The sequence below is a fragment of the Actinotalea fermentans genome (assembly GCF_007991475.1).
Taxonomy (GTDB): domain Bacteria; phylum Actinomycetota; class Actinomycetes; order Actinomycetales; family Cellulomonadaceae; genus Actinotalea; species Actinotalea fermentans.
In genome coordinates this window covers 69,025-95,364 of the sequence record NZ_BJYK01000008.1, presented here as the reverse complement: position 1 = coordinate 95,364, position 26,340 = coordinate 69,025, and the positions used below count along the sequence as shown (strand labels likewise).

27 protein-coding genes are annotated in these 26,340 nt (G+C 75.1%); 13 read left to right on the top strand and 14 right to left on the bottom strand.

Annotated features, from left to right (window positions below; genetic code table 11):
* Positions 1–11: 11 nt before the first annotated feature.
* Complete coding sequence (locus tag AFE02nite_RS11620) at positions 12–2,195, bottom strand: S9 family peptidase (RefSeq protein ID WP_146819695.1); 2,184 nt, start codon at positions 2,193–2,195, stop codon at positions 12–14.
* A 223-nt stretch (positions 2,196–2,418) separates the two neighbouring features.
* Here AFE02nite_RS11620 and AFE02nite_RS11615 point away from each other — a divergent pair, with 223 nt between their 5' ends.
* The 3 genes from AFE02nite_RS11615 to AFE02nite_RS11605 all read left to right on the top strand — a co-directional run bounded on the left by AFE02nite_RS11615 (position 2,419) and on the right by AFE02nite_RS11605 (position 7,892).
* Complete coding sequence (locus AFE02nite_RS11615) at positions 2,419–3,660, top strand: exonuclease SbcCD subunit D (RefSeq protein ID WP_034247877.1); 1,242 nt, start codon at positions 2,419–2,421, stop codon at positions 3,658–3,660.
* Positions 3,660–6,719 (top strand): AAA family ATPase, encoded by a 3,060-nt coding sequence (locus tag AFE02nite_RS11610; RefSeq protein WP_146819694.1) that lies wholly within the window; start codon positions 3,660–3,662, stop codon positions 6,717–6,719. Before AFE02nite_RS11615 ends, AFE02nite_RS11610 begins: the two co-directional genes overlap by 1 nt.
* Positions 6,720–6,899: 180 nt before the next feature.
* Entirely contained in the window at positions 6,900–7,892 is a 993-nt protein-coding gene (locus AFE02nite_RS11605) for a DUF559 domain-containing protein (RefSeq protein WP_052113961.1), read from the top strand.
* A gap of 100 nt (positions 7,893–7,992) precedes the next feature.
* On the opposite strand, the gene AFE02nite_RS11600 is transcribed toward AFE02nite_RS11605, so the two are convergent.
* Complete coding sequence (locus tag AFE02nite_RS11600; RefSeq protein WP_052113960.1) at positions 7,993–8,454, bottom strand: hypothetical protein; 462 nt, start codon at positions 8,452–8,454, stop codon at positions 7,993–7,995.
* A 127-nt stretch (positions 8,455–8,581) separates the two neighbouring features.
* Here AFE02nite_RS11600 and AFE02nite_RS11595 point away from each other — a divergent pair, with 127 nt between their 5' ends.
* The 4 genes from AFE02nite_RS11595 (at position 8,582) to AFE02nite_RS11580 (ending at position 11,990) form a co-directional block, all read left to right on the top strand.
* Complete coding sequence (locus tag AFE02nite_RS11595) at positions 8,582–9,259, top strand: LmeA family phospholipid-binding protein (RefSeq protein ID WP_034248151.1); 678 nt, start codon at positions 8,582–8,584, stop codon at positions 9,257–9,259.
* Positions 9,260–9,391: 132 nt separating this feature from the next.
* Positions 9,392–10,987 (top strand): sodium-dependent transporter, encoded by a 1,596-nt coding sequence (locus AFE02nite_RS11590; protein WP_146819693.1) that lies wholly within the window; start codon positions 9,392–9,394, stop codon positions 10,985–10,987.
* Positions 10,984–11,109: a methionine/alanine import family NSS transporter small subunit gene (locus tag AFE02nite_RS11585; RefSeq protein WP_146819692.1), complete on the top strand. Its 126-nt coding sequence runs from the start codon at positions 10,984–10,986 to the stop codon at positions 11,107–11,109. The genes AFE02nite_RS11590 and AFE02nite_RS11585 overlap by 4 nt, the downstream gene beginning before the upstream one ends.
* Before the next feature lie 107 nt (positions 11,110–11,216).
* On the top strand, positions 11,217–11,990 hold the full coding sequence (locus tag AFE02nite_RS11580) for a purine-nucleoside phosphorylase (protein ID WP_034248144.1): 774 nt from the start codon (positions 11,217–11,219) through the stop codon (positions 11,988–11,990).
* Between the two features lie 110 nt (positions 11,991–12,100).
* Here AFE02nite_RS11580 and AFE02nite_RS11575 read toward each other — a convergent pair whose 3' ends face one another.
* From AFE02nite_RS11575 to AFE02nite_RS11565, 3 genes are all read right to left on the bottom strand, one after another.
* A complete protein-coding gene (locus tag AFE02nite_RS11575; RefSeq protein WP_146819691.1) occupies positions 12,101–12,277 on the bottom strand; it encodes an antitoxin in 177 nt (58 codons plus the stop codon).
* An 87-nt stretch (positions 12,278–12,364) separates the two neighbouring features.
* A complete protein-coding gene (locus AFE02nite_RS11570) occupies positions 12,365–14,032 on the bottom strand; it encodes an SPFH domain-containing protein (protein WP_261765592.1) in 1,668 nt (555 codons plus the stop codon).
* 27 nt (positions 14,033–14,059) lie between these two features.
* Positions 14,060–14,539 (bottom strand): NfeD family protein, encoded by a 480-nt coding sequence (locus tag AFE02nite_RS11565; RefSeq protein WP_034249654.1) that lies wholly within the window; start codon positions 14,537–14,539, stop codon positions 14,060–14,062.
* Between the two features lie 108 nt (positions 14,540–14,647).
* On the opposite strand from AFE02nite_RS11565, the gene AFE02nite_RS11560 reads away from it, so the two are divergent.
* Complete coding sequence (locus tag AFE02nite_RS11560; RefSeq protein WP_146819690.1) at positions 14,648–15,199, top strand: hypothetical protein; 552 nt, start codon at positions 14,648–14,650, stop codon at positions 15,197–15,199.
* Positions 15,200–15,304: 105 nt separating this feature from the next.
* On the top strand, positions 15,305–16,549 hold the full coding sequence (locus AFE02nite_RS11555; protein ID WP_034249098.1) for an MFS transporter: 1,245 nt from the start codon (positions 15,305–15,307) through the stop codon (positions 16,547–16,549).
* A 67-nt stretch (positions 16,550–16,616) separates the two neighbouring features.
* On the opposite strand, the gene AFE02nite_RS17935 is transcribed toward AFE02nite_RS11555, so the two are convergent.
* On the bottom strand, positions 16,617–17,180 hold the full coding sequence (locus AFE02nite_RS17935) for a DUF4190 domain-containing protein (protein ID WP_052114072.1): 564 nt from the start codon (positions 17,178–17,180) through the stop codon (positions 16,617–16,619).
* A 391-nt stretch (positions 17,181–17,571) separates the two neighbouring features.
* Here AFE02nite_RS17935 and AFE02nite_RS11545 point away from each other — a divergent pair, with 391 nt between their 5' ends.
* Entirely contained in the window at positions 17,572–17,778 is a 207-nt protein-coding gene (locus AFE02nite_RS11545; RefSeq protein WP_146819689.1) for a hypothetical protein, read from the top strand.
* On the opposite strand, the gene AFE02nite_RS11540 is transcribed toward AFE02nite_RS11545, so the two are convergent.
* The 5 genes from AFE02nite_RS11540 to AFE02nite_RS11520 form a co-directional block, all read right to left on the bottom strand.
* A complete protein-coding gene (locus tag AFE02nite_RS11540) occupies positions 17,775–18,449 on the bottom strand; it encodes a hypothetical protein (protein ID WP_146819688.1) in 675 nt (224 codons plus the stop codon). The genes AFE02nite_RS11545 and AFE02nite_RS11540 overlap by 4 nt on opposite strands.
* A gap of 82 nt (positions 18,450–18,531) precedes the next feature.
* A complete protein-coding gene (locus AFE02nite_RS11535; protein ID WP_034248516.1) occupies positions 18,532–18,972 on the bottom strand; it encodes a nitroreductase family deazaflavin-dependent oxidoreductase in 441 nt (146 codons plus the stop codon).
* Positions 18,973–19,057: 85 nt separating this feature from the next.
* Positions 19,058–19,630, bottom strand: a complete 573-nt coding sequence (locus tag AFE02nite_RS11530) for a hypothetical protein (RefSeq protein WP_052113999.1) — start codon at positions 19,628–19,630, stop codon at positions 19,058–19,060.
* 123 nt (positions 19,631–19,753) lie between these two features.
* Entirely contained in the window at positions 19,754–20,338 is a 585-nt protein-coding gene (locus AFE02nite_RS11525; protein WP_034248515.1) for a hypothetical protein, read from the bottom strand.
* A 17-nt stretch (positions 20,339–20,355) separates the two neighbouring features.
* On the bottom strand, positions 20,356–21,072 hold the full coding sequence (locus tag AFE02nite_RS11520; protein WP_146819687.1) for a class I SAM-dependent methyltransferase: 717 nt from the start codon (positions 21,070–21,072) through the stop codon (positions 20,356–20,358).
* A 62-nt stretch (positions 21,073–21,134) separates the two neighbouring features.
* Between AFE02nite_RS11520 and AFE02nite_RS11515 the strand changes: the two genes are divergently transcribed.
* Positions 21,135–21,641: a glutathione peroxidase gene (locus tag AFE02nite_RS11515; RefSeq protein ID WP_034248513.1), complete on the top strand. Its 507-nt coding sequence runs from the start codon at positions 21,135–21,137 to the stop codon at positions 21,639–21,641.
* An 8-nt stretch (positions 21,642–21,649) separates the two neighbouring features.
* Here AFE02nite_RS11515 and AFE02nite_RS11510 read toward each other — a convergent pair whose 3' ends face one another.
* On the bottom strand, positions 21,650–23,044 hold the full coding sequence (locus AFE02nite_RS11510) for an FAD-binding oxidoreductase (protein WP_146819686.1): 1,395 nt from the start codon (positions 23,042–23,044) through the stop codon (positions 21,650–21,652).
* A gap of 263 nt (positions 23,045–23,307) precedes the next feature.
* On the opposite strand from AFE02nite_RS11510, the gene AFE02nite_RS11505 reads away from it, so the two are divergent.
* Positions 23,308–23,610 carry a hypothetical protein gene (locus AFE02nite_RS11505; RefSeq protein WP_146819685.1) on the top strand — a complete coding sequence of 101 codons (303 nt, stop codon included), beginning with the start codon at positions 23,308–23,310 and terminating at the stop codon, positions 23,608–23,610.
* Between the two features lie 10 nt (positions 23,611–23,620).
* Here AFE02nite_RS11505 and AFE02nite_RS17760 read toward each other — a convergent pair whose 3' ends face one another.
* On the bottom strand, positions 23,621–24,319 hold the full coding sequence (locus AFE02nite_RS17760; protein ID WP_261765591.1) for a DUF2510 domain-containing protein: 699 nt from the start codon (positions 24,317–24,319) through the stop codon (positions 23,621–23,623).
* A 133-nt stretch (positions 24,320–24,452) separates the two neighbouring features.
* On the opposite strand from AFE02nite_RS17760, the gene AFE02nite_RS11495 reads away from it, so the two are divergent.
* Complete coding sequence (locus tag AFE02nite_RS11495; RefSeq protein ID WP_034248990.1) at positions 24,453–24,743, top strand: hypothetical protein; 291 nt, start codon at positions 24,453–24,455, stop codon at positions 24,741–24,743.
* Positions 24,744–24,755: 12 nt separating this feature from the next.
* On the opposite strand, the gene AFE02nite_RS11490 is transcribed toward AFE02nite_RS11495, so the two are convergent.
* Positions 24,756–26,252, bottom strand: coding sequence for an MFS transporter (locus AFE02nite_RS11490; RefSeq protein WP_407643096.1), 1,497 nt, complete (start codon positions 26,250–26,252; stop codon positions 24,756–24,758).
* Positions 26,253–26,340: the final 88 nt, after the last annotated feature.

Genomic DNA, 26,340 nt, shown 5'->3' with positions numbered 1-26,340 from the left:
CGCCGCAGACCTCAGCCCAGGGTCTCCGGGAGCTCCGGGGTGCCCGTGGCCAGCACGTGCTCGGCCAGGAAGCCGCTGACGACCTGATACCAGATCTTCGCGTGCTGCGGCGTGAGCACCCAGTGGTTCTCGTCCGGGAAGTACAGGAACCGGTGGACGGTCGTGCCGTCGTCGTCGGCGGGCAGGCCCGAGGACGAGAGCAGGTCGTACCAGAGCCGCAGGCCCTCGCCGATCGGCACCCGGTAGTCCTTGTCGCCGTGCACCACGAGCATCGGCGTGCGGATGTCGCCGACCGCCAGGTGCGGGCTGTTCTCGAGCGCCATCTCCGGGGTCATCTCGCGGCCCCAGTAGAAGGCCATGTCCGTCGTCGGGCCGAACTGGTCCAGGGCCCACAGGCTCGCGTGCGTGACGATCGCGTCGAAGCGGTCCGTGTGGCCGGCGATCCAGTTGGCCATGTAGCCGCCGAACGAGCCGCCCATCGCGGCCGTGCGCGTCGCGTCGACGTCCTCGCGCGCGACCGTCGCGTCGGTGACCGCCATGAGGTCCGTGAACGGGTCCTTGCCCCAGCGGCCCCAGCCGCGCTGGATGAAGTCCTGCCCGTAGCCGGTCGACAGGGCCGGGTCCGGCAGCAGGACGGCGTAGCCCTGGGCCACCATCAGCCACGGGTTCCAGCGCCACGACCAGGAGTTCCACGAGCTCAGCGGCCCACCGTGCACCCACAGGAGCAGCGGGGCCGGGTCGGTGGCGGTGGCGCCGTCGGGCATGGCGAGCCAGCCGCGGACCTCGTGCGCGTCGTCGCCCTCGCCCGCGGTGGTGCGGACCTCGGTGAGCCAGCCCGGCAGCGTGGGCGGGGCCGCGGGCGCGCGGAGCACGGTGACGGTGCCCCGGGGGCGGTTCTCGTCCGCGACGAGCTGGATGCGCACCGGGTGGGCCGGCGCGAGGTACGACGCGCGCATCGCGTAGACGACTGACGAGTCCGGAGCGACCTGCAGGTCGGAGTACACGTGGTCGTCGTGCGTGAGCTGGGTGACCGTGCCGTCGGGGCTGTCGGCCAGGTCGATGTGGAAGACGGGCGCGCGCCCGTCCTGGTCGGCCACGACGAGCAGGCCGGCGCCGTCGGGCAGCCACTGGTGGCAGGTCACCCAGCGGTCCCAGTCGTCGACGAGCCGGCGCGGCTGGGCGTCCGGGTCGCGCAGGTCGAGCAGCTCGAGGGTGATGCGCGGCGCCGTCGTCGGCGTGGAGTGCGACTCCCGGCGGTAGGCGACCAGGGCGCCGTCGGGGGAGATGACGGGCGCGCCCAGGTCGGCGTCGACGTCGTCCACGAGGACCGTGCGCTGCTGCGTGTCGATGTCGATGCGCACCAGCTGCGTGCGGGAGGCGCCGCGGCCGGTCGGCACCAGCCACGTCGAGACGACGAACGTGCCATCCGGGGACAGGTCGAACTCGGCCTCGAGCAGCGCCTGGCCGGGCGTCGGGGTCAGGTCGCTGACCTTGAGGTGCTCCACGGACAGGCTCGCGACCTCGACCGAGCGCGCGACGTCGTCGCCCGCCCGGAAGTGCCAGCCGAGCAGGTGCGGGCTGTCCGGGCCGAGGTCGTGGTCCCAGTACCGCACGGGGTAGCCCTCGTGCAGGACGGCCGAGACCTTCTTCTCCTTGCGCAGCGCGCGCAGGCGGTCGTCGGCGGCGCCGTCGGCGGCGCGCGGGAGCATCCGGGTGGTGAAGACGACCGCGGGCGAGCGCTGCGCCGTCTTGACCTGGTGCACGCCGCCCGGGCGCGAGGCGACGATGCGCGCCTCGCCACCGCCGGCGGGGAGCACCCACAGCGCGGGGGTCTTCTTGTCGTTCTCGTCGTCGGCCGCGTCCGCGTTGGGGCGGGCCGAGGTGAAGAGGAGGTCGCCGTCGGGCGTGAAGGCCGCGCCGGTCTCGCCCTCGGCGCTGCGCGTGAGGCGGCGGGCCGGCCTGGCGCGGGTCGGGTAGACCTCCCACAGGGCGGTGTGCGTCTTGGTGCCGTCGGCGTTCAGGGTCGAGACCTGGGTGACGAGCCGCGAGCCGTCCGGCGACAGGACGAGGCCCTCCATGCGCGGCAGGCGCACGTACTCGTCGAGGTCGTGGAACGGCGTCTGAAGGGTCGGGTAGCCCTCGGGCTCGCTGGGCACGAGGTGGAGCTGACGACCGGACTCGTCGGGCGGCTGCATGGGTCCTCCTGGTCCTGACCGGAACGGTCCCGCGGCGTCTGGGCACGAGGCACCGGGCGTCGGGGGACGCTGCCAGCGTCATCGGCCTCGGCGCTGGGCGTCTTGACCGTTGCGGGCAGATCTCACCCGGGATCCTGCCATTCCCGGCACGCCTGGCGGCGGGACCGACGCCCGACGGCGTGGAGCGTCTCGGCTGTCGGCGGGCGGCCGTACCGTTCCGGGCATGCGGATGCTCCACACCAGCGACTGGCACCTCGGTCGCACGCTGCACGGTGTGGACCTGCTGGGGCACCAGGCCGCGTACCTGGACCACCTGGTCGAGCTCGTGCGCGCGGAGTCCGTGGAAACCGTCGTGGTCGCGGGGGACGTGTACGACCGGGCTGTGCCGCCGGTCGAGGCGGTCGGGCTGCTCGCGGACGCGCTGCGCCGGCTGAGCGAGACCGCGGCGGTGGTGGTCACGCCCGGGAACCACGACTCGGCGATCCGGCTGGGCTTCGGCGCCGAGCTGATGCGGCCCGGCGTGCACCTGCGGGCGCGCGTCGCCGACGTCGGGGTGCCCGTGGTGCTGCGGGACGAGCACGGGCCGGTCGCGGTGCACGCGCTGCCCTACCTCGACCCAGACGCGGCGCGGTCGGTGCTGGCCGACGACGGCGAGCCGCTCGCCCGGTCGCACGAGGCGGTGGTCGGCGCGGCGATGGCGCGCGTGCGGCGGGAGCTGGTGATGCGGGGGGCGGCCTCGGGAGCGTCCGAGCGGGTGCGGGCCGTGGTGCTGGCGCACGCGTTCGTCGTGGGCGGGCAGGGCTCGGAGTCCGAGCGGGACATCCGCGTGGGCGGCGTCGACGCGGTCCCGGCCGGGGTGTTCGCGGGCGTCGACTACGTGGCGCTCGGTCACCTGCACGGCCCGCAGGAGATCGCGTTCCCCGCGGGTGCCGCGGCGGTGCCCGACGGCGAGGGGTCGGGTGGGTCCCCACCGGCCGTGTCCGGTCCTGCGCCCGTGCTGCGCTACTCGGGCTCGCCGCTCGCGTACTCGTTCTCCGAGCTGCGGCACCGCAAGTCGTCGGTGCTGGTCGAGCTGGGGCGGGACGGCGTCGTCGGGACCACGCTGGTGCCCGCGCCCGTGCCGCGGCGGCTCGCGGAGGTGACCGGGACGCTCGGCGAGCTGCTGGGCGCCGCGGGCGACGGGCACGAGGACGACTGGCTGCGCGCCGTCGTGACCGACCCCGTGCGGCCGCCGGAGCTGCACGCGCGGCTCAAGTCCCGGTTCCCGCACCTGCTGGTCACCGAGCACCGGCCGCCGGCCGGGACCGCGCGGACGCGGGCCGCCGTCGTGACCGCGGCGCAGGACCCGGTGGACGTCGCGGCGCAGTTCGTCGAGCACGTGACGGGCGCGGCGCCGAGCGCCGACGAGCTCGCCGTGCTGCGGGCCGCGTACGAGCAGGTGCTCGCGGCGGAGCGGAGCGCCTGATGCACCTGCACCGGATGACGCTCCAGGCCGTCGGGCCGTTCCCGGGCCGGCACACGATCGACTTCGCCGCGCTGTCGGCGTCGGGGCTGTTCCTCCTCGAGGGGCCGACGGGGTCGGGCAAGTCGACGGTCATCGACGCGCTCGTGTTCGCCCTGTACGGCAAGGTCGCGTCCGCGGACGCGAGCGAGGACCGGATGCGCTCGGACCACGCGGCACCCGGCGACGACACGTTCGTCGACCTCGTCTTCGAGACCGGGTCCGGCATCTACCGCGTGCTGCGCACCCCGCGCTACGAGCGCCCCAAGCAGCGCGGCACCGGCACGACCACGCAGCAGGCCACCATCAAGCTCTGGCGCCTGACCAGCCCGGACGCCCCCGACGACGGCGACCTGCTGAGCACCCGGCTGGACGAGGCCGGGCTCGAGCTCGCCCACGCCATCGGGCTGGACCGCGAGCAGTTCGTGCAGACGGTGGTGCTGCCGCAGGGCGAGTTCGCGAGCTTCCTGCGTGCCAAGCCCGAGGACCGGCGGCGCGTGCTGGAGCGCGTGTTCGGGACCGAGGTCTACGAGCGCCTGGAGAAGCGGCTGGCGGCGATGCGCGCCGAGGCCGGCCGGGGGCTGGACGCCGCGCGCGGCGAGGTCGGCCGTGCGGTCGCGGGCTTCGTCGCGGCCGCCCGCTGCGCCGACGACGACGCGGCAGCCCTCCGCGAGGCCGCCGCCGGCGCCGAGGTGGACGTGCCCGCGCTGACCGCGGCGGTCGAGGCCGTCGCCGGTGCCGCCGCCGCGGAGGCCGTGGCGGCGGAGGCCGTGGCCGCCCGCGCCGCCGAGCGGTGCGCCGTCACCGAGCGGGCCCGCGACGCGGCCCGGACGACGGTGGTGGCGGTCGAGCGCCGCGACACGCTGCTCGCCGAGCGCGCCCGGCTCGCGGCCCGCGGGGCGGAGCACGCCGACGACGCCCGTCGCCTCGCCGTGGCCGGTCGGGCGCGGCTGGCGATGCCCGCGGTCGCCGGCGTCGCGCAGGCGGAGACCGCGTTCGGCGAGGCAACGACGGCCGTCGCGCGGCGGCGGGCCGCCGTGCTCGCGGGGGCGCACGCCGACCTCGCCGCCCTCGTGCCCGCGGAGGCGGAGGCGGACGTCCAGCTCAAGGCCCTCGCCGACGAGCGCGAGCGCTGCACCGGCATCCGCGCGCGCCTGGACCACGCCCTCGAGCTCGAGGCGACGCTGCCGACGCTGCGGGTCGCCGTCGCCGACCTCGAGGCGCGCGTCGAGCGGCGCGCGGCGGAGCGGGACGCGCTCGTCGACGGGCTCGCCCAGCGCCCGCACGAGCGCGCGGCACTGCGCGAGCGTCGGGACGCGCTGGGGGCCGCCGCGGGTGGCCTCGCCGAGGCGCAGGTGGCCCTGCGCGCAGTGGAGGACCGTCGGGCGGCAGCGGCGCTGGTGGCCGAGCTCGAGCCGCGCGTCGGGACGGCCGAGGCCGCGGCCGGCGTGGCCGCGCGGGCGGCGTCGGAGGCCTTGGAGCACGCGGCGGCCCTGCGGCAGGCGCGGATCGCGGGCATCGCCGCGGAGCTCGCGGTCGAGCTCGCGCCGGGGGCGCCCTGCCCGGTCTGCGGCGGGACGGAGCACCCGCACCCCGCGGCGCCGTCGGCCGAGGCGGTGACGCCCGAGGTGGTCCACGCCGCGGAGGAGGCGTGCGCGGTGGCCGACGAGGTGCTCGCCGCGGCCGGCCGCGTGCTCACCGAACTGCGGACGAAGCGCGACGGGGCCCGCGCGTCGGCGGACGGCTGGGACCTGCCGGCGGCGGACGCCGCGGTCGCGGACGCGCGCCGGGCGGTCGAGGAGGCCCAGGCGGCCGCCCGGGACAGGGACGCCGTCGACGCCGAGCTCGAGGCCTTCGACGCTGGCACGCGCGCGCTCGAGCAGCAGCGCGCCGAGCTCGACACGGTGGTCGGCAAGGACGGCGTCGCGCTCGCCGGCCGACGCAAGGAGATCCGGGACGCGGAGACGGCGATCGAGGCGGCGCGCGAGTCGTCGGACACGGTGCGCGCCCGCGCGGCGCTGCTCGACGCTCGCGTGGAGCTCGTCGGCGCGTGGCTCACCGAGGCGCAGCGCCTGGTCACGGCCGAGGAGCGGCTGGCCGAGCGCCGCGTCGAGCTCGCGGCGGCGCTCTCGGAGCACGGCTTCGACGACGCCGCAGCGGTGCGCGCGGCGGCCCTCGACGAGGCGGCGCTCGCGGCCCTCGACCGGCGGATCCGCGAGCACGACTCGGCGCTCGACCGCGTCGAGCGGGGTCTGGCCGACGACGCCGTCCGGGCGGTCGGGGACGTGACCGCGGACGCGGCCCGCGCGTCGTCGGCGGAGGCCGAGGCGACGCACGCGGCGGCGGACGAGGCGGCGACCCGGGCGGCGGGCGAGGCGGCGCGGCTGCGGGACCGCGCGTCGTCGGCCGAGCGGGAGGCGGCGGAGGTGTCCCGGGCCGGACGGGCGCTGGTCGCGGCACGCGAGGCCGCCGGGCCCGTGGTGCGGATGGCGAACGTGGTCGCGGCGAGCGGCGGGGACAACGCACGGCAGCTGTCGCTCGGCACGTACGTGCTGGCCCGGCGGTTCGAGGACGTCGTGGCCGCGGCGAACGGGCGGCTCGCGGCGATGTCGTCGGGCCGGTACGAGCTGCTGCGGAGCGAGGAGAAGGAGCGCGGCGGCGCGCGCAAGCTGGGCCTGGCGCTCAAGGTCGTCGACCACCACACCGAGCGCGAGCGCGACCCGGCGACGCTGTCCGGCGGCGAGACGTTCTACTTCGCGCTCAGCCTGGCGCTGGGCCTCGCGGACGTCGTCACGGCCGAGGCCGGCGGCACGGACCTGGGCACGCTGTTCGTCGACGAGGGCTTCGGCTCGCTCGACGGCGACACCCTCGACGTCGTGCTCGCCGAGCTGGGCCGGCTGCGCGATGCGGGCCGGGTGGTGGGCGTGGTCTCGCACGTCGACGCGATGAAGCAGTCGATCGCCGAGCGCATCGAGGTCCGCCGCGCCGCCGACGGCCGCAGCACCCTGACGGTCCGCGCGTAGCCCCCCGTCGCCGTCGTCGCTCCCCTCCCGAGTGGAACGAAACGGGAGCACAGCGTTCCACTCGGCGTTGGATCGCGGCGGTTCCGTTCCACTCCAGGTGGAGCGAGGGGGAGGGGTCGTCGTCCACAGCGTGCGCGGGCCGTCGGTGAGGGCTGGCCTCGACCGTCCGACCATCCGCTCATGGAGCTTGATGGGTCGTCGCTGGAGCGCGTGCCGACGTTGACCTCCGCCGAGGCGACCCGCGCGGGCATCGGTCGGTGGCAGCTCGCGGGACGGTCGTACGCGCGGGTGCGCCGGGGTCTCTACGTGCCCGTGGGGACCCCGTGCGACGATCTCGACGGGCGCACCGCGATTACCGTGCGCATGCTTCCGGAGGGCTTCGTGCTCGGGGGCTGGGCGGCCGCCCGCGTTCACGAGCAGGCACACCGGTCCCAGTCCGACGAGCTCGAGGTCTTCGACGGCCGCCTGCCTGAGATGGACTCCGACGCACGGGTGGCCTTGCCCATCCTGGTGTGTGCCTCGCGCCCCGGACGACTACGCCCGCAGCCGGGGGTGCGCGTGTTCCGCAGCGACCTCGAGCCGCACGAGGTGGCGGTCGTCGGCGGGCTCCCCGTCACGGCGCCGACGCGCACGGCGTTCGACGTGGCGCGTCTCTGGCCCTTGGAAGCGGCGGTGGTCGCGCTGGACCGCCTGCGCGCGCTCGGCCTCGTCGCGGCGGACGACGTCGCCGCGATGCTCGCGGAGCGGACCGGATGGCGGGGAGTCGGGGTCGCACGGCGTGCGCTCGACCTATCGCAGGACGGCGTCGAGTCACCACGCGAGTCGATGATGCGTCTGCTCTGGCACCGCGCTGGACTCCCGCGGCCCGTCTGCAACGGTGTGGTCCTCGACGAGCACGGCAGCTTCGCCGGGAGGGTGGACCTGCTCGACATCGCATCTGGCCTGGTTGCCGAGTATGACGGCTCCTTTCACGCGTCAGCGGCGCGGCGCCACGCCGACGCCCGACGCCAGGAGCTGCTCGAGCACCTGGGGCTGACGGTGGTGCGTGCGAATGACCCGGACATCGCGACGGCTGCAGGCCGCCGTGCGTGGCAGGCGCGAGTGAGGCGGGCCTACGACCGGGCACGCGCGGACCGCCGTCCTGGTCGTTGGACGCTCGGAACCACCCCCTGACGCCCCGAGTGGAACGGAACTGGAGCACGACGTTCCACTCCTGCCCGGATCGCAGCCGTTTCGTTCCACTTCGGGGGGAGAGGTGACGAGTCGAGGACGGCTACCAGGACCAGCCGCGCTGGGCCAGGGCCAGCTCGTCCTCGAAGCGGTCAGGGTCGCTGTTGCGGCGCAGGCCCGATCCGCCCGCGGGCGGCAGGTGGCTCTGGATGCCCGCCAGCCGGCAGGCCTCGTCCAGGAGCGCGTCGTAGGCGGCCTGCGCGGCCTCGAGCCGACGGCCGCGGGCCCAGATGCGCTCGTCCGACTCGAGCTCGCGGATGTGGTCGGCCAGGACGCCCAGGCGCACCTGGATGGCCAGCACGGCCAGCGGGTCGTCGGCGCCGGGGAGGGCGGGGTGCGGCGAGATGACCTCGTCCGGCAGCCCGTCCCGGCGGGCCTGACGGCGCTCGCGCCACCTGCGCATCCGCGCGCGGAGGCCGCGGGGCTCGCGAGGGGGTGGGACGGCGACCGCGAGCAGGCCGTACACCGTCATCGGCAGTGCCATCCAGAACACCGACTCCACCATGACGCGCCTCGCTGCGCTCGTGCCATCACCTCCAGCGTAGGCGCGTGGCGACCGGTCGGCCATGGGTTCGGCGCGCGAACGACGGGCAGCGCGGGCGCAGTCGGCGGGCCCTGCGTAGCCTCGGGGCATGCGTCGCCTGGTCTGGACCGTCGTCGTGCTCGCCGTGCTGGCGGGCGGCGCCTACCTCGTGGACTCGCTCATGCGGGACCAGGCCGAGCAGCGCGTCGCGGCGGAGGTCGAGCAGGCCATCCCGGGCGTCGAGCAGCCGCCGGACGTCACGATCGAGGGCTTCCCGTTCCTCACCCAGGTCGCGGCGGGGGAGCTCAGCAGCGTCCGACTCGCGGCGCCCGCCGCCACGGTCGACGGGCTGCGCCTGGAGGACGTCGTCGTGCGCGTGCACGGCGTCGGCACGACGGCGCCGTACACGGCCGAGACCGCCGAGATGACGGCGCTCGTGACGCCCGACGCGGCGGAGGCGGCGCTCGGGCTCTCGGGGCTCGACCTGGGCGTGCGCGACGGCGAGCTCATCGCCACGGCGTCCGCGCTGGGCCTCCCGCTCGACGTCGCGATGAGCGTGCGGGCCGAGGGGCAGGAGGTGGTGGTCGACGTCGTGGGGTTCGTGCTGGGCGGCTTCCGGGTCGACAGCGGCGAGCTCCCCGCCGAGATCACCGCCCAGCTGCAGGGCCTGCGGATCGCCATCACCGGCCTGCCGGCCACCATGAACCTGACCGGTGCGACGGTCGTCGACGACGGCATCCGGCTCGAGGCAGCCGGCGCGGACCTCGCGCTCTCCGCCGCCGGCTGACCGTCTGACGACGGATTCCGTCACATCCCGCGGGAAAGACGGCCGCACCTGGTGCGCTCGCGGGGCAGGTGCGGCTAGCGTCGGGCAGACCGACGCCGGTCAGGCGGCGTCCCTGCGCTCCCGAGGACGACGATGAGCGACAGCACGGGTACCTCTGCCGGCGCCGCCAGCACCGCCGGCGCGCCCCGCCACCGCGAGCAGTGGTCGGGCCAGCTCGGCTTCGTCCTGGCCGCGGTCGGCTCCGCCGTCGGGCTGGGGAACATCTGGCGCTTCCCGGGGACGGCGTACGACAACGGCGGCGGCGCGTTCCTCATCCCCTACCTCGTGGCGCTGGCCACGGCGGGCATCCCGATCCTGTGGCTCGACTACTCGCTCGGGCACCGGTTCCGCGGCGGTGCGCCTGCGGCCTTCCGCCGGCTGTGGCGGCCGTCGGAGGCACTGGGCTGGTTCCAGGTCGGCATCTCGGTCGTCATCGCGCTCTACTACACGGTGATCATCGCGTGGGCCGCGAGCTACGTGGTGTTCGCAGCGGACCAGCGCTGGGGCGACGACCCGAGCGGGTTCCTCTTCGGCACGCACCTTCAGGTCGCGGACCCGGGGGTCGGCTTCGACTACGTGCCCGGCGTGCTGCTCCCGCTGATCGGCGTGTGGATCGTGACTCTGCTCATCCTCGCCGGCGGCGTGCAGAGGGGCATCGAGCGCGCGAACCTGGTGATGATCCCGATGCTCGTGGTGATCTTCCTGGCGATCGTCATCCGGTCCGTCACGCTCGAGGGGGCGGCCGACGGCCTCAATGCGTTCTTCACGCCGGACTGGGAGGCGCTCGCGCACCCGGACGTCTGGATGGCGGCGTACGCACAGGTGTTCTTCTCGCTGTCGATCGCGTTCGGCATCATGATCACGTACTCGTCGTACCTGAGGCGGCGCGACAACCTGACCACCACGGGCCTCGTCGTCGGCCTGGGCAACTCCTCGTTCGAGCTGCTCGCCGGCATCGGCGTGTTCGCGGCCATCGGGTACATGGCCGGCCAGGCGGGCATCGCAGTGAGCGACACCTCCTACCAGGGCATCGGCCTGGCGTTCATCGCGTTCCCGCAGATCCTGTCGACGATGCCGGGCGGCTCGGTGTTCGGCGTGCTGTTCTTCGTGTCGCTGCTCCTGGCGGGCATGACCTCCCTGATCTCGATCCTCCAGGTGGTCTCCGCGGCGTTCCAGGACAAGTTCGGCTGGTCGGCCCGCCGCGGCGCGCTGTCGGTGGGCATCCCCATGGCGGTCGTCTCCTGCGTCCTCTTCGGCACCACCACGGGGCTCTACGTCCTCGACGTCGCCGACAAGTTCGTCAACGAGATCGGCGTGCTGGTCTCGGCGATCGCCAGTGCGGTCCTGGTCGGGCTCGTCACGCGCAAGCTGCCTGAGCTCCAGGCCCACCTGAACAACCGGGTCGGCATCCACGTGGGCGCGTGGTGGCGATGGGACGTCGGTCTGCTCGTGCCGGTGGTGCTGACCGCGATCCTGGTCACGGGCCTCATCAAGCTGCTCGACGAGGGCTACGACCCGGCGACCTACACCGACCAGTCGCTCGTCCGGTGGATCGGCTGGGGCACGGTGGTCGTCTGCGCCCTCATCGCCGGCGCGTCGATGATCCCGCGCTGGCGTCACGACCCCGACGCGTTCATCCCTGAGCAGCTGCCCGATGCGCGGCCCGTCACGGAAGGAGCGGCCCGATGACCGGCACCGCGATCGCGTTCATGGCCCTCGCCATCGTCCTGGTCTGGGGCGGCCTCGCCGTCGCCATCGTCCGCCTCCGCAAGGAGGGCGGCTACGAGGACGAGGCGCCGCACGACCTGTGACCCGGCGCAGGGATCGGCTCGTCGCCGCGCCGGGCGAGCCCGTCCGGTTCCCGACGCCGCCCGCCCGGCCCACGACGGCGGCGCGCAGGTCCGGCTAACCTCGCCCCATGGCCACTCCGCACATCAGCGCCGAGCCCGGCGACTTCGCCCCCGACGTCCTCATGCCCGGCGACCCGCGCCGCGCCCAGCGCATCGCCGAGACGGTGCTGGAGGACGCCCGGCTCGTCAGCGACGTGCGCGGCATCCTCGGCTACACGGGCACCTTCGACGGCCGCCCGGTGTCGGTGCTGGCGTCCGGCATGGGCATCCCGTCGATCAGCATCTACGCCACCGAGCTGTTCCGGTTCTACGGCGTCGAGCGGATCATCCGGATCGGGACGGCCGGCGGCATGGCCCCGCACCTGGAGGTGGGCGACGTCGTCATCGCGAACGTCGCGCACACGGACTCCTCGATCGTGGGCAACAAGATCCCGCAGATCCACTTCAGCGCCGGTGCGACGTTCTCGCTGACCGCGGCCGCGGCCGATGCGGCCGGCGTCGGGCACCGGAAGGCCGCGAAGCCGGCCGACGACGCGCCCGCGGCCGGGCGTCGGCGCCGCCGGAAGAACGGGTCCGTCTACGTCGGCCCGGTGATCTCGAGCGACATCTTCTACTCCGACCGCCCGCTGACGAACGAGCTGCTGGTCAAGCACGGCACGCTCGCCGTCGAGATGGAGGCGGCCGGGCTCTACGCGGTGGCCGCGCAGGAGGGCAAGGAGGCGCTGGCGATCTGCACGATCAGCGACCTGCTCTTCCGCGACGAGTCGCTGTCCTCCGCCGAGCGTGAGCAGCTCTTCGACAAGGCCGTCGCCCTGGGCCTCGCGGCCTTCGCCAACGCCTGACGCCGTCTGACTGGGGCGGGCCGGGCGTCCTTGCCCGACCCCTGCCCGGACACGCGTCGGGGAGGATCCCTCGCGCCTGGCGCGAGTGAACCCTCCCCGCGTCGGGTCGGTCAGTCCTTCCCGATGACGTCCTTGGCCTTCTCGACGGCCGTGTCGATCTTCTCGTCGACGTCGTCGCTCGTGCGCTCCTTCACGAAGTCGGCCGCCTTGTCGAGCGCGCCCTCGACCGCGCCCTCGTTCTTGTCGAGCGCGTCCTTCGCCTTGCCGACCAGGTCGCCGATGTCCACCGGGCGCTCCTCACCTCAGGGCCGCCCTCCCGACGGGCGGCCGACGTCCTGATCGTCGTCGTGGCCGGCCGCGCGTCGCAAGGGGTCTCAGGCCGGGGGCGGCGGGGGCGGGGGCGGCGTGGCGGCCTTGCGCGCGCGGGCGGGCTTCTCGGGAGCCGGAGCCGGCTCGGGCGTCGCCGCGGGCGCCGGGCTCTTCGGGGCCCCGGCGGCCTTCGGTGCAGCGGGAGCCGGCGCCGCCACGGGAGCCGGTGCGGCAACCGACGTCGCGGCGTGACGGGAGGCCGGAGCCGCCGGGGCGGGCGCGGCCGGCGCCGCAGCGGGGACGCCGGCGACGCTCGAGATCAGCGCGGTCAGGTCCAGGCCGGTGAGCTGCTTGACGACCTCCTGGCCCTCGCTGAGCACCGAGGCGACGGTCTTGGTCAGCTGCGAGGCGCCGTCGGTCGAGACGACGGTCATGTGGTCGATGGCGGCGACCGGCTCCGCGGCGGCCCGGACGATCTCCGGCAGGCGCGAGATGAGCTCCTGCGCGATGGCGGCCTGGCCGTACTTCTTCAGGGCCTCGGCCTTGGCGTCGGTCGCGGCGGCCTCCGCGCGGCCCTCCGCCTCCGTGGCGGCAGCGCGGGCCTCGCCCTCGGCGCGGATGGCGGCGGCCAAGGCCAGCTGGCGGTCGCGCTCGGCCTCACCGGCGCGGCGCACGGCCTCGGCGGCGGCCTCGGCGTCCTGGATGGCGGCCGTCTTGTTCGCGGTCGCGATCGTGGTGCGCTTGAAGGCGTCGGCCTCGGTCGCGGCGTTCGCCGCGTCGCGCTGGGCGGTCGCGCGCTGGACCTCGGCGTACGCCTGGGCCTCGGCGGGCTTGCGGACGTCGATGTCGAGCTGCTCCTCGGTGACCCGCGCCTGCTCGGCGAGCGCCTCCCGCTGCTTGCCGGCGACGATCGCGTCCTGCTCCGCGCGGGCGAGCTGCCCCGCGGCGTCGGCCTCGGCGTTCGCCCGGTCGGTCTGGGCCTTGATCTCGGCCTTCTTCAGGTCCAGGGCCTTCTGCCGCTCGGCGATCTGCTCGGCCGCCTCGATGACGGCGAACTCCGACACCCGCCGGGCCTCGGCCTCGCTGACCTCGGCGACCTGGCGGGCGCGCGCGGCCTCGGCGCGACCGAGGTTGGCCAGGTAGTCCGAGCCGGGCGTGGAGATGTCGGAGATGTTGAGCAGGTCGACCTGGAGGCCCTGCTCGGCGAGGTCCGTCTTCGTGGAGTCGACGACCCGGTCGGACAGGCCCTTCCGGTCGGAGATGATCTGCTCGATCGTCATGTCGCCGACGATCGACCGCAGCGAGCCCTCGAGCGACTCCTTGATGATGTCGGTGAGGGTCTGCTGCTGGGAGAGGAAGCGCTGGGCCGCGCGCCGCACGCCCTCCTCGTCGCCGCGGACCTTGAAGTTGATGGACGCCTTGATGGCGATCTTGATGCGGTTCTTGTCGACGCCCTCGACGGTGATGCCGATCTGCCGCTGCTCGAGGGAGATCGGGAAGCCCTGCTGCAGGATCGGCCACACGAACACGCGCCCGCCGACGACGACGCGCTGCCCGCTCTCGCCCGCGGCCGCCTTGCCGGCGCCGCGGCCGACGATGATGAGCGCCTCGTTCGGGGGCACGCGCCGGATGCGCCGGGCGACGAACGCCAGGATCGCCAGGACGACGAGGATCAGGGCGATGACGCCGAGGACGGTGACGGTGTCCGAGGCGACGTTCTCGAGGTCCGGCATCGGGCTTCCTCCGGTTGCGGTGTCGGGTTACGGGCGGGCGGGGGTGGCGTCGGCCGGGGCGACCTTGACCCGGCTGCCGGACTGCTCGAGGACGACGACGCGGGTGCCGACCTCGATGGGTGCGTCCGCCCAGGCGAGGCGCCGCTCGAGCTCGCGGGGGTCGTCGAGGCTGACCTCGCCGCCGGTGGCGCCGATGGTCGACATGACGGTGCCGTGCACGCCGACGAGCACCCGGGGCTGGCCGTCCTCCGACGCGCGGAGCCGCTTCACGACCACCTGCACGCCGAGCACCACGAGCACGCCGAACACGGCGGCGGCGGCGTACGCCCAGCCGGTGGCCAGGCCGTTGACCTTGACGATCGAGCCGAGGGCGCCGAACGCCACGAGCCCTGCCCCGAGCGACGTCCCGGAGACGGGTCCGTCGCCGAGGTCGAGGAGGTCGTCCAGCACGAGCGAGACGAGGAGCAGGAGCAGGCCCACGCCGCCGACGACGAAGAACGTGACCATGTCCCACCCCTGACCAGTACCGGCGTCGGCGAACCTGGCCGAACCCTATCGGTGCGTCTCGCGCGGGGGGAGGTCTTCCCGGCAGTCGGTGTGGCAGCGTGAGCGACCGTGACGCACCCGACAACGCCGGACCCTTCCGAGCCCGGCCCGCCCGACGCCGGCCCGCCCGACGCCGGCCCGCCCGATGCCGGCCCGCCTCGCCCCCGCCCGGCGCGCCTGGTCCTCGCGCCGCTCGGCGCTGCCGCGGCCGGCGTCGCCGCCGGGCTGCTCGGCGTCGGGCTGACGGTCGCCCTCGCGAACACCGTCGACTCTGGCGACGCGTGGGCCGACCTCGCGATGGCCGTGCTCGGCGTGCTGGTGTCCGTGGGCCTCGGCGTCGTCGTGTGGCTGGCCGCGCTCGTGGCGGCGGCCCGCCGGCTCTTCGCGCGTGGCGAGCGGCTCGCGCCGCTCCTGCTGTCCGCGGGCGGCGTCCTCGGCCTCGTGCTCGTCGCGGGCGTCGCGTCGTCGGCGGACCAGACCCTCCCCGGGGCGGGTCCGCTCCTCGTGCTCGGCGCCTGCGTCGTCGGCGTGGTCGTGCTGCCGCCAGCGGTGTTCTGGCTCTACGGGACGACGAGGCGCCGCCCCGGCCCACCCCCGGGCTGGCCGCTGCCGCCCGCCTGAGGCGAGCCCGCCACGGCCCGGTGCGCGTCACCGCGCGCTGTCCGGAACGCCCCTACTCGCCCGGTCCTCGAATCGTTGCGGCGCGCGGTGGCAGGCTGAGGCACCGTGACCGACGTCGTCCCTGCCCCGAGTGCCCTCGCCGGCGCCCTGAGTGCCGGCGCGCGACGGCGTGACCTCGGCCTGCTGCTCGCGGGCGCGGCCGTGTCGACGGTCGGGGGCTCGCTCGCGCTGCTCGCGGTGATGGTGCACCTGGAGCCGGCGGGTCCGGGCTGGATCGCGGCGGCGTGGGCCGGTGAGCTCGTCCCGGTCGTCCTGCTGGCGCCGGTGGTGGGCCGCATCGTCGACCGCGTGCGCAACCGCGAGCTGCTGCTGGGCGCCATCGCGCTGCAGGCGGTCGCGCTGCTGCTCTGCGGGCTGCTCGGGGTCCGCGAGGGCGGCGAGCTGGTGATCATCGGCTCGCTGGTGCTGCTCGGCGTCGGGACCGCCGTCGCGAACCCGGTCATCGCGGCGCTGCTGCCGCGCGTCTCCGGCGAGGAGAACGCGACGCGCGCGTACGGCTGGTACTCGATGATCTCGCAGGCCGGGTTCCTGGCGGGCTTCGCGGTCGCGGGCGTGCTGGTCGACGCGACCTCCGAGCGCACCGCCCTGCTCATCGCGGCCGCCACCTCGGTGGTCATGGCGGCGGCCGTCGCCTTCATCCGCACCCAGCGCGTCCCGGAGCCCGACGCCGCACACCACGGTGAGTCCGTCTGGCTCGGCTTCGCCCGGATCCGGGCCGACCGGATGCTGCTCGTGGGCGTCTCCGGGCTCGGCGTCGCCACGCTCATCAGCGTGCTCGTCAACGTCGCGGACGTGTTCTACGTGCTCGACGACATCGGCGCCTCGGCCTCCGCGTACGGGCTGGTCACGGCGTTCTGGCCGGCTGCCGGCGTCGTCGGCGGCTGGTACGCCGGGCGGCTGTTCGGGGACACCGTGCTGTCCCGGTGGCTCGCCGGCACGACCGTCGCGGTCGGGCTGGCGCTCGTGGCCGCCGGCTCGGTGGTCTCGATCGTCGCCGTCGGCATCGGCTGGGTGATCGGCGGCGCCGCGAACACCGCGCAGCGCGTCTGCCTGAACGCGCTCGTCCGCTCGCGCACCGACGACGCTGCCCGCGGTCGCGTGTTCTCGGCCGTCAGCGGCGTGCTGCAGGCGGGCAACCTCGTCGGCCTCGCGACGGGTGCGACGGTCGTCGCCCTGGTGGGCGCGCGGGCCAGCATGCTCGGCGCAGGGGCGGCGACGGTCGTCGTCGGCCTGGTGATGTTCTGGCTGATCCGGCGGGCGCCGGGCGTGGCCGCCTCGCCCACCGTCTGAGCACGTCGGCGGGCCCCCGGTGCGGGGACCCGCCGAGCGTCGTGCAGGGTGGGCGTGGCGCGGGCGGTCAGCCCTCGCTGTCGAGGTTCTGCAGGTCCTGCTCGAGCTGCTCGTTGATCTCGTCGACCTGCTGCTGCCACTCGTCGATGTCGTCCATGTTCTCGTCGACCGCGTCGTCGACGGCGTTCAGCGCGGCGACCGCGAGGACGATGACGACGATCGAGATGACCAGGCCGAGGACGCCGGTGACGATGCCGCCGATGGCGAGGCCGCGGCCGCCCGCGACGTCGACCTTCTTCAGGCCCAGGAGGCCGACGACGAGCGCAACGACGCCGGCGAGGATCGCGATCGCGTTCACGAACGGGATCAGGCAGAAGACCAGCGACACGATGCCGAGGATCAGTGCGGTGATGGCCAGGCCGTTGCTCTTGCTCGGCGGGGCGCCTATCGGCTGGCCGTAGGGGGTGGGCTGGCCGTAGGGGGCGGGCTGGCCGTACGGCGTCGGCTGGCCGTAGGGGGCCGGCTGGCCGTACGCGGCCTGCGGTGCCGGTGGGTACTGGTCCTGCGGAGGGTTCGGGTACTGCTGCGGCTGCTGCGAGCCGTCACCGGGCGGCGGGTAGGCGGTGGCCATGCGAGGGCCCCTTCCTGGTCGGGCGGCGAACCACCGGAGCGCGGACGGGACAATCGTGACCGTTCGCCCGTCGTCGCACCGCGGGTTCGCGCGGGGAGTTGTCACGGCCGACCCGCACTCACCCGGACGGCCTACCCGCGGTGGCGGCGGTCTCGGCTGGCCGCGCTGGCGGCGGTCTCGGCCGCCGTCGGCCTCGGCCTGTTCGGGCGGCGCGACCTGAGGGTGTGACCCGTTGTCAACGCTCCACGCCGTTCTTCACCCGAACGGGTCTTCAGCCCGCGCGCTGATGGTCCGATCAGTCGGGTAGGGAGTCGCGCGCGGGACGTGGCTCGGGGCGGTGAGGACGATGGGCAAGGTTCCGGCGGCAGAGGCTCCGGTGGTGGTGCACGGCATGCACCCGACCCGTGGCTACCCGGTCACGCTCCACATCACGCCGGTCGCCGGCGGGCTGCGCCGCCGCGTCGACTTCCTCGTCGAGCAGGCCGACGGCCGGATCGAGGACGACGAGGCCTGGCTGTGTGCGATCAAGACCGTCGAGCTGCTCTCCGCCGACGAGGCCCGCGAGCTCGTCGAGGAGACCGAGCCCCCGCGGCGTTAGGACCGGACGGCCGGCTGCCGGAGCACGGGCGGCTGCGCTGCGCGCCGGAGCACGGGCCGGGCCGGGGCAGGCCGGTGCGCCGCGAGCCGGGCCCCCGCCGTCGTGCAGACCCACTGGGCCCCGAGTAGGAGCGGCCCGCCCACGACGACCATCGCGAGCACGATCGCGGGCGTGACCTCGAAGGGCAGGCCGAGCGAGCGCCGCAGGTCGTAGGTCGTGGACGGGCGGGCGACCGCCAGGAACGCGGCCAACGTGCCGAGGACGGCGAGCGTCGTCGTGGTCACGCGCCGGGTGCGGGCGAGGTCCAGCCGCCCCCGCCCGGCGACCGCGCCCGCGACCGCGCCCAGCGCCAGCTGGGGCACCGGCACCCCCATGCTCAGCACGAACAGCGTCACGGCGTGGAAGACGTACAGCCCGACCGCCAGCCCCGCGGGCGCGTCGAACCCGAGCCGCACCCAGCGCGGGACGAGGCGCGCGTCCGCGACCAGCCCGACCGCCAGCCCGACGACGGCCGCGACGGCGGCGTCCTCGACCGGGCGCCCGGACACGAGGCCCACCCAGGCCGCGCCCGCGCCGAGGGTGACGGGCGCGACAGGGGCGTGCGCGAGCGCGAGCAGGACCCGGTCCGCGCGGGTGGTCGCGCGGAAGGCGCCGTCGTCGTCGGCAGGCACGTTCCCGACGGTAGGTCCGGCGCGCGTGGTGGCGGCGCGTCGGCGCGGGTGAAGCGCGCGCCCGGCGGGGGTGAAAGGCGGCTCAGTCGGAGACGGGCTCCAGGAGGAAGACCGGGATGAGGCGCTCGGTGCGCTTCTGGTAGGCGTCGTAGTCGGGCCAGACGGTGGCGGCCCGCGCCCACCACTCCGCGCGCTCGGCGCCGGCCAGCTCCCGCGCGTCGTAGTCGCGCTTGACCGCACCGTCCTGGAGCTCGACCCGGGGGTGGGCGACGACGTTGTGGTACCAGACCGGGTGGGTGGGCGCGCCGCCCATCGAGGCCACGACGGCGTACCGGCCGTCGTGCTCGACGCGCATGAGGGGCGTCTTGCGGAGCTTGCCCGTGCGGGCGCCGACGGTCGTGAGGACGATGATCGGCACCCCGCGCAGGGTGTTCGCGTCGCGGCCGTCGCTGGCCTCGAAGAGCTCGACCTGGCTGCGCGCGCGGTCGGACGGGCTGGGGGCGTACTCACCGGAGAGAGGCATGCTCGGGGCAACCGTGCCGGGCGGCGGGGCATTCCGGGCCGACCGGGCGCGCCCGCCGCGGGACGGCGAACGGTCGGCGACGCCGTCAGTCCCACCACAGCGACCAGCACGGCTCGTACGGCCGCCAGGGGTTCACCTGCGCGTTGATCGAGTCGGGCATCCGCACGGCGTCGTCCACCCCGAGGTCGCGCCGGACGATCGTCCACAGGCGCGCGCACTCGCACCCAGCGTGGTGGCCGGCGGTGACGTCGAGCTCCGGCGCGACGTACGCGAAGAGACCCTCGGCGCTCAGCCGCTCGTCGACCCGGCCGGGTCCCACGAGGTAGCCCTGCAGCTCGACCTCGTCCGGGTGCTCGGCCGCCGCGCGGAGCAGCGTCCCGAGCGTCGGCGCGTCGTTCTGCCGGTCGTCGAGGTGCACCGCCGGCAGGGCGTCGAGCAGGGCGCGCGCGGTCGCCCCGTCCAGGCCGGCCCAGCGCGCGACGTCGCCCGCGTCGGCGGGTCGCCACGTGACGAACGGCTCGACGAGGTCGACCACGCCCGTGTCGAGCAGCCACCCTCGCGGGTTGCCGAGGAGCGTCACCGTGGGCGCGTCGGGATCCGCGCGAACGTGGTCGAGAGCGGTGGCGAAGATCGTGCGCAGCGGCGTCGGTCGGGTCATCACGCGTCCAGGGCTCGGGGGATCGGCTCCCTGGAGCGTTCCGCGTGCGGCCCCGGGCGCACGGCATCGGCCCGGGCGGGCGGTGGACGACGACGGCCGTCGGGCCCCGGTGGACGACCCCGGTCAGTCCTGGTTCTGCGCCTCGACCCAGGCGACGTCGCGCAGGTACGCCGACCACAGACCGCCCGTCAGCACGCCGACGGCGACGGGGGACGCGCCGACCACGGCCGCTTGCAGCACCCAGGGCAGGTCGAGGCCGCCGAGCATCGGCGAGACCGCTGCGGCGAGGAAGCCGATCGCCCAGGCCCACGCGTACACCCGGTAGCGCAGCGGGACGTCGCCCAGCTCGCGGCGGAGCATGCTCCGACGGCGCAGCACGCGGACGAGCACGAGGAGCCCCAGGCCGTAGACCACGACGATCGCCGGCACGAGCATGAGGAACGCGACGGTCAGCCACGTCTCCGCGGTCAGCGTCAGGAGCACGCCCAGCACGGGGAGCACCGTCGCCACGACGAGGGCCACGAGATCCGCACGGGGCCGCGCCGGAGCGGGCCGCGCGGGAGTGTCCGGGGCTTCCGCCTCGGGTGCCTCGACCGGTGCGCTGTCGGCCGGCGCGCCCTCGGCGACCCCGGCGCCGACGACGTCCTCCGCGCTCGCCGCGGGCTCGTCCCCGCGCGTCGCGACGGCGTCGGGGGTGAGGTCGGACATGGGTCGACGGTAGCGCGTCAGAAGGGCCGTTCGGCCCGCAGCAGGAAGCGGCTCTGGGTGAACACGAGGGGCTGTCCCCAGGCCGGCGCGCGCATGTGCAGGTAGATCAAGGTGTTCGCGTAGCCGTCGACGCTGAAGTCGGCCGGTGAGCGCCACGGCACCAGGGCGAGGTAGCTGGCCAGGGCGGCGACGTCGTCGAAGGCCAGGGGGCCGTGCCAGGTCTCGCGGCGCGTCACGTCCAGGCCGAGGTCGGTGAGCTCGTCGGCCCGCGCGTCGACCGTCAGGTGCGGCCGCGGCAGGGGGGCGCCGAACACGGCGTGCAGGTCGACGACGTCGTCCCCCGCGAGCTGGTCGGTGAGGAGCACCCCGCCGGGCCGCAGCACCCGGGCGACCTCCGCGGCGTCGTACCCGCCGTGCCGGTCCACGACCACGTCGAAGCACCGCTCCGGGTACGGCAGGTCGGTCGCGTCCTGGACGTCCGGGTCGAGGCCGACGAGCGTGAACCCCTCGGCCTCGAGCGTCGGCTCGCCGGCGGTGACCTCGAGGACGGCCGTCGTGCCGCGCACGGCCTCGGCGGCCAGGGCGTCCAGGTCCCAGGGCGGGGTGTCGGCGTGGACGCGGGCGGCCAGCTCCTCGAGCGGCGGCGGGCTCTCGGCGGCGGCGCGCCAGAGGTCCATGAGCTCCTCGGTCGTCGGGACGCGCGTCTGCCTGCTCGGCCCCCGTCCCCCGCTCACCCGTCCACCGTACGTGCGACGGCGCCGGAATGGGGCGCGCGTCCACCGGCGTTATCGAGGACATGACCACCTCCACCGCCGTCGTCGACCTCGCGTCCCTGCCCTTCACCACGCTGGACGGGAGGGAGACGACCATCGGCGCCCTCGGCGGTTCCGTGCGCCTCGTCGCGAACGTCGCGTCGCGGTGCGGGTTCACCCCGCAGTACGCCGCCCTCGAGCGGTTGTGGCAGACGTACCGCGACCGTGGCCTAGTGGTCATCGGGTTCCCGACGAACCAGTTCCTGCAGGAGCTGGGCTCCGAGGAGGCCATCGCCGAGTTCTGCCAGGTCAACTACGGCGTCACGTTCCCGATGTCGGCGAAGGTCAAGGTCAACGGCCGCAGCCGGCACCCGCTCTTCGACCAGCTGACGGCCGTGCCCGACGCCGACGGCAAGGCCGGGCGCGTCGCGTGGAACTTCGAGAAGTGGCTGGTGGCGGCCGACGGGACCGCGCACCGGTTCCGCTCGAGCACCGAGCCGGACGCACCCGAGGTGGTGCGGCTGATCGAGGAGGCGCTCGCCGCCGCCTGACGCGCCGGTCAGGCCGGCGGCACGTTCTGGTTGCGCGCGAACACGTTGTCGGGGTCGTACTCGGCCTTGACCGCACGCAGCCGGTCCCACGTCCCGCCCGGGTACGCGGCCCGCACGCGCTCAGGTCCCTCGTCGCCGAGGAAGTTCACGTACGCGCCGGGCACACCCTGGTCGAGCAAGGCGAGCATGCCCTCGATCCAGGCGAGCTTGCGGGCACGGTCGTCGGTGTTCACGAAGGCCGCGACGTTCGCCATCAGGGGTGCGGACCGGTGCGCGTACGCGGTCGCGTCCGCCGGCACGCGCGCGATGGCGCCGCCGAGCGCCCGGAGCTGGAGCGCGCGCATGCCGTCGGCCTGGGCGAGCCCGTCGAGCGCCCGGGCGGCGAGCTCGGTGTCGACGTGGTCGAGGAACATCGTCCGGGAGACGGCCACGGGCCGGTACGACGGGTCCTCCGGCGGGAACATCTCGGGGTAGGTCATGGGCTTCAACAGGTCGGCCAGGGGCGTGGCCAGCGCGCGGATCGGCGCGAGGGCGGCCGCGGCGTCGTCGGCGGTGCCCGCGAAGCAGACCAGGGCCATGACGACGAGGCTGCCGTGGTGCTCCGCGGGCACGAACGGCATCGGCGGGCAGGGCATGACATTGGCGATGACGCCGAGCTCCTCCGGCGCGGCCTGCATGGCGGTGACCAGGCCGGCGACCACCTCCGCCGTCGCGGGGAGGAACAGCATGCCGCCGGTCACCTCCGGCACCGGGTGCAGCCGGTACTGCAGGCGCGTGACGACGCCGAAGTTCCCGCCGCCGCCGCGCAGGGCCCAGAACAGGTCGGGGTGGCTGGTGGCGTCGGCGCGGACCGTGCGCCCGTCGGCGAGCACGACGTCGGCGGCGAGCAGGTTGTCGATGGTCAGGCCCTGCGCGCGGGAGAGGTAGCCGACCCCGCCGCCGAGGGTGATGCCCGCGACGCCCACCGAGCCCGTGTCGCCGAAGCCGATCGCGAGCCCGTGCTCGGCCGCCGCCACGCTGACCTGGCCGGCGGTCGCGCCGGCGCCGACCCAGGCGGTCCGGGTCTGCGCGTCGACCTCGACGTCGGCGAGGTCGCGCACGTCGATGACGACGCCGTCGTCCACGCTGCCGTAGCCGACCGAGCTGTGCCCGCCCGAGCGGACGGCGACGGGCAGGCCGTGCCGGCGGGCGACGGCGAGGGCGGCCGCGACGTCGTCCTCGGTCTGCGGCCGGACGACGACCGCGGGCCGGGTGTCGATCCCGCCCAGCTTCACGGCGCGGACGGCGTCGTAGGTCTCGTCCGCGGGCGTGAGGACGGTGCCTGCGACGGCGGCCCTGAGCTCGTCGGCAACCGGGGTCGTGCCGGTCGGTCGGGGGGTGCCTGCGGTCTCCGTGCTCGTCATCGTGCGCTCCTTCACCGGTTCACTCGTGCGCGTCCATCGATACTGACGACGCAGACCGGCAAAAGTCATCGGGTTTGTGCGGCGCGCGAGACCGGCACGATCGAGGCCGCCGAGCCGAGCCGCACCGGTGAGCAGCGCGCTTCCCAGCGCGGGTGATTCGACGCCTCGATCACTCGCTTTGGGCGGTGGCGGTGGCCGATGATGGGGGGCACGGCCGCGCAACGACGCGCGCGCCTCGGGGCCTGGAGGTAACAGTGCGCGAGGTGACACTTCAGGATCGTGACGGCCACCACGTGGCGGTGAGCATGCGTGCGGACGACGGCGCCCTCGTCATCCGGGGCGACGTGCACCGGACGAGCCCGTGGGGCGTGGAGAACTACGAGTACTCGATCGTGGTGTCTCCGGGTGACGTGCCGCGCGTCCTGAGTGCCCTCGGCGCTCCGGACGAGGGCATGGACCCCCTGGACGTGATGCTCGCGCACAGGAGCGACTTCCTCCTGGCGGGCGAGCGTGCGTGGCTGCGCTCGATCGGCATCGAGCCGGAGTTCAGCTCGAGCGAGGTCTGAGCCGCGCCCGTCAGGCGGGCGGTGCGGGCGGCGTCGGGGGTGCCGGAGGTGCCGGGGGCACCGCCGGGGCCTGCGTGTGCACGTGCTCGGTCCAGCGCGTGCCGTCCCAGTAGCGCAGCTGCGCGGCGCCGGTCGGGTCGGGGTGCCAGCCGGGCGGCACCGCCGCGGGCGCGACGGGAGCCGGCGGCTGGGCCGGGGCGGCCTGCCACGCCCCCGCGGGCTGGGCCGGGGCGGCCTGCCACGCGGCGGGCTGCGGCGGCAGCGTCGCGGTGGGCAGGGCGGCGCCGCGGTTGAGCTCGGCGAGGCTCAGCCCGGCGGCGTGGCCGGCCTTCGCGAGCTGCGCCTGCCCGAGGACGGCGAGCACGACGCCCGCCAGCGCGGCCAGCAGCGTGAGGATCAGCCCAAGACCGGGGCTGACGTCCGCCAGCCCGTCGAGGTCGCCCATCGAGCGGCCGACGTCGATGAGGTTGGCGACGGCGACGAGCGCGGCCAGGCCCGAGGCCACGGCCGCGATGATCACCAGCGGCCGCTTCCAGAGGCCCATCAGCACCCCGGCGGCGACGCCGAGGAGCAGCGTGATCACGCCGTCGCCCTCGGTCCCGTTGGCGGAGTAGCTGCCGAGCCACATGTCGATGGTCGCCCACGGCAGGAACGAGCCGATCAGGACGAACAGCGCGGCCACGATGCCGCCGATCCTCAAGCCGGACATGAGTCCTCCGTCGGGAGCGAACCGGTGTTGACGAGCGACAACGCTAGCCGTGTGCGGGGCCGCCCGGCGGTTCGTCCGGGCCGCTTCACCCGCGCCTTCGGTGGGAGGTCCGCGCCGCGGCTAGGGTCGCGGCGTGCCGTCGTACCGGGTCCGGATGGTCGTGGGTGACCTGCGCCCTGGCGTCGACCCCGCGACCGTGCTGCCCGCGGCCGCCGACGCCGCCGCCGAGCTCACCGCGGTCGAGGCGCAGTACCTCGAGGTGGTCCGCGGCGAGGCCCGTCTGACGGTCCGCTTCGAGGCAGCCGACGACGCCGCGGCCGGGGTGGTCCGGCACGCCGTCGTCGAGCGGGCGGGCGAGCTCGTGGACGTGCTGGTCACGCGGGTGTCCCGGCGCTGGGGCGCGCGCTGGTACCCGATCCGCTGAGGGGCGGCCGGGTCACGAGGCGCGCGCGGCCTCCGCGGTCGCCGGGGCCTCGACGTCGTCGGCGGGGATGGGCTCCGGGCGCGCGACGTGGTCGCGTGGCATGGCCGCGGCGGCCACGGCGGTCAGCAGGGCGACCACGCCGGCCGCGACGAACACCGCCGTGGCGGCGTCGTTGAACCGCGCAGGGGCGCCGAACGGGTCCGCGCCGCGCATGATCGCGTTGACGAGCGCGCCCAGCGCCGCGACGCCCACGGCCGAGCCCATCGAGCGGGCGAACATGTTCGCGCCGGTGACCACCCCGCGGTCGCCCCAGCCGACGCTCGCCTGGGCCGCGATGAGGCTCGGCGCGGCGACGAAGCCCAGACCCAGCCCGATGACGAAGCAGCTCACCGCGACCAGGGCGAGGGACGGCGTCGTCGAGGTGGCGGCCAGGGACGCCGCGCCGACGACGGCGACCGCCGCGCCGATGAGCGTGGTCCGGCGGAAGCCGATGCGCAGGTACACCCGACCGGCCTGCGAGGCGGAGATCGGCCAGCCCAGCGTCAGCGCGGCGAGCGCGAGTCCGGACGCCAGCGGGGAGACGCCCAGCTCGGCCTCGAGGAACGTCGGCACGTACGTGGTCACGCCCATGAGCAGCACGCCGACGCCGACGGCGATGAGCGCCGTCGTCCCGAGCAGCCGCCGCGAGAGCACCCACAGCGGGAGCACGGGCTCGGGCGCGCGCGTCTCGACGGCGACGAACGTCCCGAGCAGCAGCGCCGCGGCCACGAACGCGCCGATCGACGCCGCCGAGTCCCAGGCCCACGCGTTGCCGCCCTCGATGAGCGCGAGCAGCAGGGCCGCGGAGCCGCTGGTCAGCAGCAGGCCGCCGACCCAGTCGATCCGGTGCTCGCGGCGCTCGACCCGCTCGTGGAACCGGGTGACCAGCAGCCACGCGGCGGCCAGGCCGATCGGCAGGTTCACCCAGAAGATCCACGACCAGTCCAGGTACTCCGCGAACAGGCCGCCGAGCGTCGGGCCGATCACCGATGCGCTCGCCCACACCGCCGCGATGTACCCCTGGACCTTGGAGCGCTCGGCCACGGAGTAGATGTCGCCGGCGATCGTGATCGCCATCGGCTGCACCGCGCCCGCGCCCAGCCCCTGCACCGCGCGGAAGGCGATGAGGGCCGCCATCGACGTCGCGAAGCCGGCGAGCAGCGAGCCGAGCAGGAACAGCGCGATCCCCACGAGGATCACCGGCTTGCGCCCGACCGTGTCCGCGACCTTGGAGTAGATGGGGACCGTGACGGCCGTCGTCAGCAGGTAGACGGAGAAGAGCCAGGGGAAGGACGCGAAGCCGCCGAGGTCCGCGACGATCGTCGGGACGGCCGTCGCGAGGATCGTGGCCTCGACCGCGATGAGGCCCGTGGTCACCATCAGCGCCAGCAGCACCGGGCCGCGCTCGCGGTCGCGGCGCAGGCCGACGGGTCGGTCCGGGCGTGGGCTGGTGGTGGTGTCGTCCTGCACGAGGGTGCCAACGGCGGCCGACGCGCGGTGATTCCGCGTGGGCGGTCGTGACGGGCCGCGGCGGGAATTACCCCCGGAGGTTTAACAA